Source organism: Arenimonas terrae, from assembly GCF_006265115.1.
Lineage (GTDB): Bacteria > Pseudomonadota > Gammaproteobacteria > Xanthomonadales > Xanthomonadaceae > Arenimonas > Arenimonas terrae.
Genome location: NZ_SMDR01000001.1, coordinates 1301257 through 1313836 on the forward strand (window position 1 = coordinate 1301257; position 12580 = coordinate 1313836).

The 12580-nt window shown below is 71.3% G+C and carries 10 protein-coding genes; 8 read left to right on the plus strand and 2 right to left on the minus strand.

All coding sequences use genetic code 11. The features are described from left to right. Positions 1 to 45 precede the first annotated feature (45 nt). On the plus strand, positions 46 to 1113 hold the full coding sequence (hemE, locus tag E1B00_RS06305) for a uroporphyrinogen decarboxylase (protein ID WP_139446724.1): 1068 nt from the start codon (positions 46 to 48) through the stop codon (positions 1111 to 1113). On the opposite strand, the gene E1B00_RS06310 is transcribed toward hemE, so the two are convergent. Beyond that, positions 1110 to 2723, minus strand: a complete 1614-nt coding sequence (locus tag E1B00_RS06310; protein WP_246048494.1) for an ATP-binding protein — start codon at positions 2721 to 2723, stop codon at positions 1110 to 1112. The two genes, hemE and E1B00_RS06310, sit on opposite strands and share 4 nt — an antisense overlap. Before the next feature lie 72 nt (positions 2724 to 2795). Here E1B00_RS06310 and E1B00_RS06315 point away from each other — a divergent pair, with 72 nt between their 5' ends. From E1B00_RS06315 to E1B00_RS06325, 3 genes are read left to right on the plus strand one after another with little or no spacing between them, the layout of a single operon-like run. After that, positions 2796 to 3425, plus strand: a complete 630-nt coding sequence (locus E1B00_RS06315) for a YceI family protein (RefSeq protein ID WP_246048496.1) — start codon at positions 2796 to 2798, stop codon at positions 3423 to 3425. After that, positions 3409 to 4014, plus strand: coding sequence for a cytochrome b (locus E1B00_RS06320; protein WP_139446728.1), 606 nt, complete (start codon positions 3409 to 3411; stop codon positions 4012 to 4014). The genes E1B00_RS06315 and E1B00_RS06320 overlap by 17 nt, the downstream gene beginning before the upstream one ends. Positions 4015 to 4016: 2 nt before the next feature. Next, positions 4017 to 4562: a YceI family protein gene (locus tag E1B00_RS06325; protein ID WP_139446730.1), complete on the plus strand. Its 546-nt coding sequence runs from the start codon at positions 4017 to 4019 to the stop codon at positions 4560 to 4562. A 6-nt stretch (positions 4563 to 4568) separates the two neighbouring features. On the opposite strand, the gene E1B00_RS06330 is transcribed toward E1B00_RS06325, so the two are convergent. Next, a complete protein-coding gene (locus E1B00_RS06330) occupies positions 4569 to 4796 on the minus strand; it encodes a glutaredoxin family protein (protein ID WP_139446732.1) in 228 nt (75 codons plus the stop codon). A gap of 84 nt (positions 4797 to 4880) precedes the next feature. Between E1B00_RS06330 and E1B00_RS06335 the strand changes: the two genes are divergently transcribed. From E1B00_RS06335 to E1B00_RS06350, 4 genes are all read left to right on the plus strand, one after another. Continuing rightward, a complete protein-coding gene (locus tag E1B00_RS06335) occupies positions 4881 to 6263 on the plus strand; it encodes an L-serine ammonia-lyase (protein WP_139446734.1) in 1383 nt (460 codons plus the stop codon). A 114-nt stretch (positions 6264 to 6377) separates the two neighbouring features. Continuing rightward, entirely contained in the window at positions 6378 to 9437 is a 3060-nt protein-coding gene (locus E1B00_RS06340; protein ID WP_139446736.1) for a ligand-binding sensor domain-containing diguanylate cyclase, read from the plus strand. A 41-nt stretch (positions 9438 to 9478) separates the two neighbouring features. After that, positions 9479 to 11683 (plus strand): putative bifunctional diguanylate cyclase/phosphodiesterase, encoded by a 2205-nt coding sequence (locus E1B00_RS06345; RefSeq protein ID WP_176693134.1) that lies wholly within the window; start codon positions 9479 to 9481, stop codon positions 11681 to 11683. Further along, positions 11680 to 12447, plus strand: coding sequence for a M23 family metallopeptidase (locus E1B00_RS06350; RefSeq protein WP_139446740.1), 768 nt, complete (start codon positions 11680 to 11682; stop codon positions 12445 to 12447). The genes E1B00_RS06345 and E1B00_RS06350 overlap by 4 nt, the downstream gene beginning before the upstream one ends. Positions 12448 to 12580: the final 133 nt, after the last annotated feature.

Consider the following 12580-nt stretch of genomic DNA (forward strand, 5'->3'; position numbering starts at 1 on the left):
CCCGATGACAACCGTGCGGACGCCCCGCACCGATGGATTGACGCCGTGACCCCGAAGAACGACCGCTTCCTGCGTGCCCTGCGCCGCGAACCCGTGGACTGCACCCCGGTGTGGCTGATGCGCCAGGCCGGCCGCTACCTGCCGGAGTACCGCGCCACCCGCCAGCAGGCCGGGAGCTTCATGGGCCTGGCGACGAACCCCGAACTGGCCTGCGAAGTCACCCTGCAGCCGCTGCGCCGCTACCAACTCGACGCGGCCATCCTGTTCTCCGACATCCTCACCGTGCCCGACGCCATGGGCCTGGGCCTGTATTTCGCCGACGGCGAAGGCCCGAAGTTCGAGCGTCCGGTGCGCACGCCGGCCGACATCGCGAAGCTGGCGGTGCCCGACATGGCCAGCTCGCTGCGCTACGTGATGGATGCAGTGAGCCTGATCCGCCGCGAGCTCGACGGCAGCGTCCCGCTGATCGGTTTTTCAGGCAGCCCCTGGACCCTGGCCTGCTACATGGTCGAGGGCGGCGGCAGCAAGGATTTCGCCCGCATCAAGTCGATGGCGCTGAACGAACCGGCGGCCCTGCACCGGCTGCTCGAGGTCACCACCGACGCCGTGATCGCCTACCTCGCCGCCCAGCGCGAAGCCGGGGCGCAGGCGCTGCAGGTGTTCGACACCTGGGGCGGCGTGCTGGCCCCACACGTCTACCGCGAGTTCTCGCTGCGCTACCTGCAGCGCATCGCCGCCGAACTGCCGCGCGGTGACGGCGCCGAGCGCACGCCGCTGATCCTGTTCGGCAAGGGCAATGCGCCCTACCTGGAAGAGCTCGCCGCCACCGGCGCCGAAGGCCTGGGCGTGGACTGGACCGTGTCGCTGGGCGAGGCTCGCCGCCGCACCGGCGGCCGCGTGGCGCTGCAGGGCAACCTGGACCCGGTGACGCTGTACGCCTCGCCCGAAGGCATCCGCGCCGAAGCCGCGCGGGCGCTGGACGACTACGCCGCCGCCAACGGCGGTTCGCGCGACGGCCACATCTTCAACCTCGGCCACGGCATGAGCCCGGACATGGATCCCGAACACGTGCGCGTGCTCGTGGATGCCGTGCACGCGCACAGCCGCCGCTAGTCGCCCGCGGCGGCCGCCAGCGCGCCGGCGAGCATGTCGCCGGTGACCGGTTTGCGCAGGAATCCGTCCATGCCGGCGGCGCGTGCGGCCGGCTCGGCATCGAGGTCGGAGCGCGCGGTCAGCGCCAGCATCGGCAGCCGGTGGCCGCGGGCCCGCACCAGGCGCGCCAGCGCGAAGCCGTCGATGCCCGGCAGGTCGAGGTCGAGCAGGGCGAGGTCGAAGCCGCCGGCCTCAAGCTCGGCCAGCGCCGCCAGGCCCTGCGGCGCATGCACCACGCAATGGCCCTGGCGCTGCAGCAGCGCGGTCACCACTTCGGCCACCAGCGGTTCGTCTTCGACCAACAGCACGCGTCGGGACGCGGCCGCCGGCGGCGGCGGCGTCGCGACCGGCCCCGACGATGCCGCGGCCAGCGGAAGCTCGACCTGGAAACAGGCGCCGCGGCCGGCTTCGCTGTGCACGCGGATGGCGCCACCCATCGCCACCGCCAGCTCCTGGCTGATCGCCAGGCCCAGGCCGCTGCCGGCCTTCGCACCGGGCTCGAACCGCTGGAACAGCCGCGCCTGCCGATCGGGATCCAGCCCCGGCCCGGTGTCCTCGACCTCGAGCACGATGCCCCGCGGCGCCATCGGCCGCACCCTCAGCCGCACTACGCCGCTTTCGCAGAACTTGATGGCGTTGTGGCCGAGGTTGAACAGGATCTGGCGCAGGCGCGTGGCGTCGCCCTCGAGTGCGGCCGGCAGCGCGGGATCGCAGTGCAGGCTCAGCCGCAGCGGCTTGGCTTCGGCCAGCGGCTGCAGCAGGCCGGCGACATCCTGCAATAGCGGCCGCAGTTCGAACGACGCCGATTCCAGCTGCAGCCGGCCGGCTTCGATGCAGGCCAGGTCGAGCGCGTCGTTGACCAGGCGCAGCAGGTGTCGGCCGGCGCGCTGGATCGCCTCGACCTGGGCACGCTGGCGCGGCTCCAGCGCGCTGCCCTGCAGCAGTTCGGCCATGCCGAGCACGCCGGTCATCGGCGTACGGATCTCGTGACCCAGGGTCGCGAGGAAGCGGGTCTTGGCGTCGGAATGCTGTTCGGCCAATGCCTGCCGCTCGCGGCTCAGCACCAGCGCCTGCCGCCGCGCGCGCCGCGCGCGGTGCCACGCCGCCAGCCAGGCCATGAAGGCGAGCAGGCCCAGGCCGGCCGCCAGCAGCGCCGCGGGCGTGCGCCACCACACCGGTTCGACCAGCAGTTCCAGCGCCTGCTCCGGCCGCCAGCCCCCGCCGGAGTCCGCGACCTGGATCCGCAGGCGGTGGCGACCCGGAAGCACCTGCTGGTAGAGGCGCGCCTGCCCCGGCGGCAGTTCGATCCAGCCCGCGTCGTGGCCCTCGAGCCAGTAGCGATGGCGCAGGCCCTGCCGTGGCGCGGACAGCCGGAGGTCGCGGTCACCCTGGCGCAGGCGCAGCCAGCGATCGCCGGCCGGCAGCTCGACGGCTCGCCCGTCGCGATGCACCTGCGCCACGGGCAGCGGCGGCAGCGGCGTGCCGGCGAAGGCGAGGCCGCCGGCCAGCAGGCCGCACAGCCAGAGCAGCCAGCGCCCCAGGGCCTGCGTGCACGCAACATTGGGTTTCACCGCCATCCACCCCCCGTTAACCCGGCCGGCCTAGACTAGCCACGCCGCGTTCCCTTGGCTGTAAGAAAACCCATGCCCCTGATCCCTCGACTCTGGCTGTTGCTGCTGCTGGCCCTGCCCGCCGCGCCGGCCGTCGCCGGGAACGAGGCGTTCCGGCTCGACCCGGTGCATACGCGCGTGGCCTTCCGCGTCGACCATGCCGGCCTCTCGCGTGCGGTCGGCACCTTCGCCGGCGCCACCGGTGTGCTGGAGTTCGACCCGGAGGACTGGCGCGCCGCGCGCCTCGAGGTCCGGCTGCCGCTGTCGAGCCTCGACCTGGGCGACGCCGACTGGACCCGCAAAGTGCTCGCGCCGGCCTTCCTCGACGCCGGCGACCATCCGGAAGCGCACTTCGTCTCCACCGCGGTTGAACCGATCGGCCCGGACCAGGCGCGGGTCACCGGCCAGCTCAGCCTGCGCGGCCGCAGCCACCCGGTGGTGCTGGACGTCCGCCTGAACGCGCTCAAACGGCACCCGCTCACCTTCCGCCGCACCGCCGGCTTTTCGGCAACCGCGCGCCTGGACCGCCGCAGCTTCGGCATCGACACCTGGCCCAACGTGATCGGTCACGAGGTGGAGCTGCTGATCGAGGCCGAAGCCATCCACGACCGCGGCGCCGCCGCGCCTGCCGCACCGGAGACCGACGATGCCGATCCGCAATGACGCGCAGCGCTGGGGCTGGGTCAGCCTCGGCATCCACTGGCTGACCGTGGTGATGGTGCTGTGCCTGTGCGCAGTCGGCCTGCTGATGGACGAGCTGTCGAACTCGCCGTTCAAGGTGCAGGTGTATGCGCTGCACAAGAGCTTCGGGCTCACCGTGCTCGGCCTGACCGCGCTGCGCCTGCTGTGGCGCCTGGCCGCCGGCGCTCCGCAGCCGGTGCCGGGCACGCCGCGCTGGCAGGTGCTGGTAGCCGCCGTCACCCACGGCGCGCTGTACGTGGTGCTGCTGGCCATGCCGCTGAGCGGCTGGCTGTTCAACTCGGCCTCGGGTTTCCCGCTCAAGTGGTTCGGGCAGTTCTCATTGCCAAAACTCAGCGGTTACGACCCGGCCGTGAAGGCCTTCGCCCACGACCTGCACGAAACCCTGTTCCTGGTGCTGGCCGCGATCGTCACCGCGCATGCACTGGCCGCGCTCAAGCATCACTATTTCGACCGCGACCGCACCCTGGTGCGCATGCTGCCGCTGCTCAAGCCGCGGGAACCCGCGCCGCCGGCGCCGGTCGAACCGATTCCCCCCGCTTCCGGATCCTGACCATGCGCACCCTGCTGTTCGCCACCCTGCTCGCCCTGGCGCCGCTGGCCTCCGCCGCCGACTACGCGGCCCAGCCCGGCTCGCGCCTAGGTTTCACCGCGACCTACCAGGGCGAGGCCTTCGAGGGCCGCTTCGGCACGTTCACGCCGCAGATCCGCTTCGATCCCCAGGCCCTGGCGACCAGCCGCTTCGACGTGCGCATCGCCCTGGCCAGTGCGAGCACCGACAACGTCGAACGCGACGAGATGCTGGTGGGCAGCGAGTTCTTCGACGCCGGCACCCTGCCCGAGGCGCGCTACACCGCCACGCGCTTCCGCGCGCTCGGCGGCAACCGCTTCGTCGCCGAGGGCACGCTGAGCCTGCGCGGCGTCAGCCGACCGGTGCCGCTGAGCTTCACCTGGACGCCCGGCGCGAAACCGGTGCTGCAGGGCGAGGCCAGGCTCAGCCGCCTGGCCTTCCAGGTCGGCACCGGCGACTGGACCGATACCGAGCTGCTGCCCGACGAGGTGGTGGTGAATACCCGGCTGGTGCTGGCGCCGGTCAACTAAGGGCGCTCAGCCCGACAGGAAATCCCGCACCGCCTCGGCGCCGAAGGGCCAGTCCAGTTCGGCGCCGGTGTCCTCGCGCCGCAGCACCGGGATGCGTTCGCCGTAGCGGGACTGCAGGCCCAGGTCGTCGTCGATCCACAGCGGGTCGAAGTCGGCGACGCCGGCCTCGGCCAAACGTTCCCAGGCCAGGTCGCACAGGTGGCAGTCGTCCTTCTGGATCAGGGTCAGTCGCATCGGGGTCCGGGCAGTTCGCCGGCGTACAGTCGGCTTTGGCGTGGGGCGCATAGAATACGGCCACTTCCAGGGAAGCCCGCAGTCATGGCCGTCAGCGTCTTCGACCTCTTCAAGATCGGCATCGGACCTTCGTCCTCGCACACGGTGGGCCCGATGCGCGCCGCGGCGCGTTTCGTCAGCCACTGGCTCGAGGAGAACGGCGAACTCGAACGTACCACCCGCGTGCGTGCCGAGGTGTTCGGTTCGCTGGCCCTGACCGGCCGCGGCCACGGCACCGACAAGGCCGTGCTGATGGGCCTGGAAGGCCACTGGCCGAATCAGATCGACCCGGACCTGATCCCGGCGGCGCTCGAACGCATCCGCGGCCAGAAGAAGCTCCTGCTGCTCGGCAAGCGCGAGATCGGCTTCGACGAGAAGCACGACCTGATCATGAACAAACGGCAGAAGCTGCCCTTCCACACCAACGGCATGCGCTTCACCGCCTTCGACGCCGACGGCGGCGTCATCGCCACCCGCGACTACTATTCGGTCGGCGGCGGTTTCGTGGTGAACCAGGATGAGGCCGCGGAAGACCGCATCGTCGCCGACACCACCGACCTTCCCTATCCCTTCCATTCCGGCGACGAACTGCTGCAGCAGTGCGAGCGGCACGGCCTTAGCATCGCCGCGATGATGTTCGCCAACGAACGCGCCTGGCGCAGCGATGAACAGATCGTGGCCGGCCTGCGCGAGATCTGGCGGGCGATGCAGGACTGCACTGCCCGCGGCATCCGCGAGAAGGGTACGCTGCCCGGCGGCCTGCATGTGTCGCGGCGCGCACCCACGCTGCACGCCGAGCTCTCGTCCAAGCCCGAAGCCGGCATGCGCGACCCGCTGACGGTGCTCGACTGGGTGAACCTGTACGCGCTGGCGGTGAACGAGGAAAACGCCGCCGGCGGCCGCGTCGTCACCGCGCCCACCAACGGCGCCGCCGGCATCATCCCGGCCGTGCTGCACTACTACGACCGCTTCATTCCCGGCGCAAACGAACAGGGCGTGTTCGACTTCATGCTCACCGCCGCCGCGATCGGCATCCTCTACAAGGAAAACGCCTCGATCTCCGGCGCCGAAGTCGGATGCCAGGGCGAAGTCGGCGTGGCCTGCTCGATGGCCGCGGCCGGCCTCACCGCCGCGCTCGGCGGCACGCCGGGCCAGATCGAGAATGCGGCCGAGATCGGCATGGAACACAACCTCGGCCTGACCTGCGACCCGATCGGCGGCCTGGTGCAGATCCCCTGCATCGAACGCAACGCGATGGGCGCGGTGAAGGCGATCAACGCCTCGCGCATGGCCCTGCGCGGCGACGGCAAGCACAAGGTCAGCCTGGACAAGGTGATCAAGACCATGCGCGACACCGGCCGCGACATGCAGGACAAATACAAGGAAACCTCGCGCGGCGGCCTGGCGGTGAACGTCATCGAGTGTTAGCCCGACTGCCCGGCGCCAGCGCGACGGGCATCACGAAGTGTCCGCCGGCCCCTTGCCAGCCCCGGGGCGAGGGTTGATATTCGGGGCAAGCCCGTCCTTCTCCGGACATCCGCCGTGCCCAGACTGCGCGCCCTGTCGCTGACCGCACTGCTCGTACCGGCGCTGGCCATGCCGGGGGCCGCTGCGGCGCTGGACCCGGAAAAGTCCTTCCACCACTACGTGCGCAACAGCTGGAGCATCGAGGAAGGGCTGCCGCAGATCAGCGCCCTGGCCATCACCCAGGACCGCCAGGGGTACCTGTGGGTCGGAACCCAGGCCGGCCTGGCGCGTTTCGACGGCATCCGCTTCACCGCCTTCAATCCGGAGAACACGCCGGGACTGCGCGGCATCTGGATCCACGACCTGCACGTGGACGAAAGGAACCGGCTCTGGATCGCCACCTACCGCGGCCTCTCGCTGCGCGACGAAACCGGTTTCCACGCGCTGCCGGTGGCGGGCGCGGATCCCACGCGCGCGCTCGACACCCACGACATCGTCGCCATGCCTTCGGGCGAACTGATGGTGGCGGCGCCGGACGGCATCTACCGGGCCAGCGAGACCGGGCTGGAGATGGCCTATCCGCTGCCGCGCGCGGCCACGGCCCTGCTCGCCCGCGGCGACGAACTGTGGGTAGGCAGCCTCGGCCGGGTGTTCCGCATCGCCGGCGGCGTGGTCGAGCTGCTGCCGCTGCCGCCCGAGGACGCCGATACCGTCGTCACCCAGCTCAGCCAGTCGCAGGGGCGGCTCTGGGCCGGCACCAGCGCCGGCCTGTTCTACCGCGAGGGCGATGAGTGGCTGCGGCACGAGGGCGGCGAACCGCTGTCGCGCACGCCGATCGAGGCGATGGCCGAGGACCGCGACGGCAACCTCTGGGTCGGCATGGTCGAGAACCTGGCGCGGCTGCGCGCCGGGCGCGTGGTCGAGCTGATCGAGAACGACCGCACCGGTGCGGCGGTGCGCGCCGTGTACGAGGACCGCGAGGGCAACCTGTGGCTGGGCAGCCAGTGGGAGGGCCTGACCCGGCTCTGGAACGGCTGGACCCGACGCTACGGCGCCCGCGAGGGACTGCGCGACCCGATCCTGTGGTCGGTGGCCCGCGGCCGCGACGGCCGCATCTGGGCCGGCACCAACAGCGGCCTGAGCGTGCTCAAGGACAACCGATTCGAACAGGTGGTCGAGGGCGATGCGCTGCCGCATCCCAACGCCTACACCCTGCTGCCCGAGGACGACACCGTCTGGATCGGCACCCGCCGCGGCGTCGCCGTGCTGCGCGGCGACCGGCTCGAACAGCCGCCGGAGTTCGCGCCGATGCGCAGCGCGCAGATCAACGGCATCCTGCGCGACCATCGCGGCGCGCTCTGGTTCACCACCACCCAGGGCCTGTTCCGCTGGGCGCGCGGCGAGCTCACCGCCTTCGGCGCGGCCCAGGGCCTGCGCGATCCGCGCACCCGTGTGCTGCACGAGACCCGCGACGGCCGCCTGCTGGTCGGCAGCCAGTCGGGCCTGTACGAAGTCACCGGCGAGCGGGTCGAGCCGCTGGGCCTGGAAAACGGCCTGCGCGCCGACCTCGACGTCACCGCCATCCAGGAGCTCAAGAACGGCGAGCTGGTGATCGGCGCGCTGTCGGAAGAGATATTCCTGTTCGACGGCAAACGCTGGACCGGTTTCGGCCGCGACCAGGGCATGCCGGTGAACTCGGCCTTCTATATCGCCGAGGACGCCCACGGTTACCTCTGGGTCGCGGGCATCCGCGGCATCCTGCGCGTGCCGCTGGCGGACCTGCGCGACCTGGCCGCCGGCCGCGGCGACCGCGTGCGCGGCGAGATGCTGCTCAACGAGCGCGGCGACCGCCGCGGCGGCCAGAAGGGCTACTGCTGCAACGGCGCCGGCAACGCCAAGGGTTTCCTGCTCGACGGCGAACTGTGGCTGCCCACGCGCGACGGCCTGGTGGCGATGGCCACCGGCGGGATCGTCAAGAACGACGTCGCCCCGCGCACCGTGGTCGAGCGCGTCCGGGTGGGCGAACAGTGGCGCGACGCCGACCCGGCCGCCGACTGGACGCTGCCGCAGGACGCACGCGACCTCAGCTTCGAGTTCTCCGTACTCAGTTTCCAGGATCCCAAGAGCGTGGATCTGCGCTACCGCCTGCTCGGTTACGACGCCGACTGGCGCACGCTCGAGGACACCACCCGGCGCACGGTCAACTACACCAACCTGCCTCCCGGCCCCTACGTGTTCGAGGCGGTCGGCGCCAACAACGCCGAAGTGTGGAGCGACGCGCCGGCGCAGTTCGGTTTTTCGATCCAGCCGCGTTTCCACGAAACCGGGCTGTTCCGCGCGCTGCTGGCGGTGCTCCTGGCCAGTCTGGTTTACGCCGGCTTCCGGCTCCAGCGCGGGGCGCACCGGCGCCAGCGCGACGCGCTCGAGCTGCTGGTGCGCCAGCGCACCGAAGCGCTGGAGGTGGCCAACCTGCGGCTGGAGGATGCCAGCCAGACCGACCCGCTGACCGGGCTGCGCAACCGCCGCTACCTGAGCAACCAGATCCCGGCCGACATCGCCTTCTACGACCGCGAGACCCTGCGCCGCGGCGGGCCCGGCGAGGTGATGGTGTTCGCCCTGATCGACATCGACCACTTCAAGGCGGTCAACGACACGCATGGCCACCAGGCCGGCGACCGCGTGCTGCAGCAGTTCGCCGCGATCCTGGGCCAGCTGGTGCGCACCGGCGACTACATCGCGCGCTGGGGCGGCGAGGAGTTCCTGATCGTCTTCCGGCCCATGCCCAACCGGCACCTGGCGATGCTGGGCGAACGCATCCGCGGCGCCATCTCCAACCACCGCTTCGAGATCGGCGGCGCCGAACCGCTGCGCCTGACCTGCTCGATCGGCTTCATCGAATGCCCGCTGTTCCGCGACGCCCGCGGCAGCCTGGGCTGGGAGCAGATGGTCGAACTGGCCGACCGTGCCCTGTATTACGTGAAGGGCCACGGCCGCAACGGCTGGGCGGCATTCCGGCCCAAGCCCGAGGCCGACCTGGACGGACTGCTGCACGCGCTCCGGGGCGACCCGGACCGACTGCTCGAACTGGGAAAACTCGACCTGCTGGCCTCGCCCAACCTGCAGCCCAGGGGCTGACGCCCCTAGTTCCGGCGGCGGCGGCGGCCTATGCTTCGGGCATGCGCGAACCGACCCGCCGTGCGGCCATCTTCACCCTGCTGGTGGCCCTCTACGTTGCCTGCGGCGGTTATTCGACCCTGCTGATCGACGGGCCCGGCCAGGTCGCCCTGTTCTGGCCGGCGTCGGGCATCGCCCTGGCGGGTGTCGTGCGCTACGGCCTGCGCTGGGCGCCGTTCGTGCCGGTGGGCGGCCTGCTGGTGCACCTGCTGTTCGACCCGGTGCCGCTGACCTTCCTGCCCTGGTCGCTGACCAGCAATTTCATCGGCGTGCTGGTCGGCGCCTGGCTGGTGCTGCGGCTGCCGGCGCACGACCCGCTGACCGTGCGCTTCGGCCTGCGCGCCCTGCTCGGCGGCGCGGTGATGTCGGCGCTCAGCGCCGGCATCGGCACGATCGGCATGCAGCAGGCGGGCGTGATCCCCGCGGACGCGATGGGCGCGGCCCTGACCCGCTGGTTCCTCGGCGACCTGCTGGGCGTGACCAGCGTCGCACCGGCGATGATGCTGGCGCTGTCGCCGCGCGACCTGCGGCTGACGACGCCGGGTACCGCCGACTACGCGCCCGAACCCGAACGCCTGCTCTGGAACATCGCCCTCACCGCCAGCTACCTGCTGATGGCCTGGGGCGGAAGCCTGGGCGGCCACTACGCGCTGGGCCTGGTCGCGCTGCCGCTGGGCATCCTGGTCTGGAGCGCGATCCGTTTTCCGCCGCTGCACACCGCCGCCGCCATCGCGGTGACCATGCTGCTGATCGCGGGCCTCGCCGGTTTCGGCCTGGCCGGCTATCCGGCGCCGCAGGTGACGCGCGACGGCGTGAACCTGCTGGCCTTCCTGATCGTGGTCTCGGCCCTGCCGATGATCCTGGCCTTCGCCATGCACCAGCAGCGCGTCACCGCGGCCACGCTCACCCAGCGCGCCACCGTGGACCCGCTGACCGGGCTGGCCAACCGCAACGCCTTCGAGGAGCGGGTGCGGGTCGAGCTGGCGAAGCCGGCGCCGCCGCCGATGGCCCTGGCCTATGTCGACCTGGACCATCTCAAGCTGATCAACGACACCGCCAGCCACGTCGCCGGCGACGCGCTGATCCGCGGCGTGGCCGGCGTGATCGAGGCGCACCGCCACCGCGACGACGTGCTGGCGCGCACCGGCGGCGACGAGTTCGCGCTGCTGCTGCGCAACTGCACGCCGATGGTCGCCGAAGACCGCGTGCGCACCCTGCTGCGCGCGATCGAGGGCTACCGCTGCGGCTGGGACGGCCAGATGCTGGGCACCACGGCCAGCGCCGGCCTGGTCGCCTTCCTGCCCGGCCAGGGCGAATACGCGCAGCTGCTGTCGCAGGCCGACGCCGCCTGTTTCACCGCCAAGGAGCAGGGCGGAAACCGGGTCTGCCTGGCCAGCGTGGACGGCGGCGATCTGCTCGACCGCACCTCGGCGATGCGCTGGGTGGTGCGGCTGCGCGAGGCGCTGGCCGAGCACGCGCTGGAGCTCTACTGCCAGAGCATCGTGCCGCTGCGCGCCGGCGAGCAGCGCGGCCGGCATTTCGAAGTGCTGCTGCGCCTGCGCGACCCGCGCACGGGCGAGGTCATGCTGCCCGGCCAGTTCATGCCGGCCGCCGAACGTTTCCACCTGGGCACGCGCATCGACCGCGAAGTGATCGGCCAGACCCTGGCCTGGCTCGAGGCCAATCCGCAGGCCGCGGCCTCGGTGTCCACCTGCTGCATCAACCTTTCCGGCGAAGCGATGATCGACGAGGCCTTCTTCGGTTTTGTCGCCGAACGCCTGCGCCGCAGCAGCTTCCCGGCCGACCGCCTGTGTTTCGAGGTGACCGAGACCAGCGCGGTCCGCGACCTCGCGCGGGCCCAGCGCTTCATCACCGAGATGCGCAGCCTCGGCTGCCGTTTCGCGCTCGACGACTTCGGCACCGGCTTCTGCTCCTTCAACTACCTGCGGGCCCTGGACGTGGACTACTTCAAGATCGACGGCAGCTTCGTGCGCGACATGCAGAACTCGCCGCTGGCCGAGGCCGTGGTGCGCTCCATCAACGAGATCGCGCACGTGCTCGACAAGCGCAGCATCGCCGAACACACCGAAACCGAACGCGACCGCCAGGCCCTGATGGCCCTGGGCGTGGACTACGTGCAGGGTTACGCCGTGGACCAGCCGGCGCCGATCGCCGAATATTTCGCCCGCCCGGAGCCCTCGGCATGAGGCGCTGGTTTTACGGCCTGCTGCTTTCGGCCGCGGCCACCGCCGGCGCCAACGAAGGCGTGGCGGAACTGGAAACGGTGCGCCAGGGCGACGCACTGCTGGCAGTGGCGCGCAGCCGCATGGACGGCCCGGTGGAGGTGACGCTCAGCGCCGTCGGCGCCGCTCCCGCCAGCGAGCCGGCGCTGCCGGTGCAGCGGGTCCTGGCGCCGCGCGAGCGCGTGGTGCTGGCGCGCCTGGCCGCCGACGGTGGACCGCAGTCGCTGGTTCTTTCGGCCACGCCCGGGGAGCCGCATGCGGTGCCGCGCGACATGGTCTATTCGCTCCCCGTCGAGGAATCGGATTTCGAGCTGGGCCAGGGATTCCACGGTGGCTACAGCCACGCCGACGAGGCCAACCGCTACGCGGTGGACCTGATCGTGGCCGAGGGTACGCCGGTGCTCGCCGCACGCCCGGGCGTGGTGATGCAGGCGACGTCGGGTTTCAACGAGGGCGGCACGGACCGTTCGCTGGCCGCTCGCGCCAACCTGGTCCGGGTGCTGCACGACGATGGCAGCATGGGGCTGTATGCGCATCTGCGCGAGGGCGGCGTCACGGTGCAGGCGGGACAGGCGGTGACGCTCGGGCAGGTCATCGGTTACGCCGGCAGCACCGGTTTCTCCAGTGGTCCGCATCTGCACTTCGCGGTGCAGGTCAACGGCGGCGGGCGTCTTGTCTCGGTCCCCTTCCGCATGATCGGCCCCCACGGCTTCCTGCCCCTGCGCTGATTGCTGCCCTTGCGCTTTCGCGCAAGTAGGTCAATTGCTCGTGTTCGGTTGATCCGGCGTGCGCCGCCGTAGACAGGAGGGGGTCCCTGCCCGCTCAGTCGGCGCGGCGTCCTGCCCACCGATTCGCGGCCGT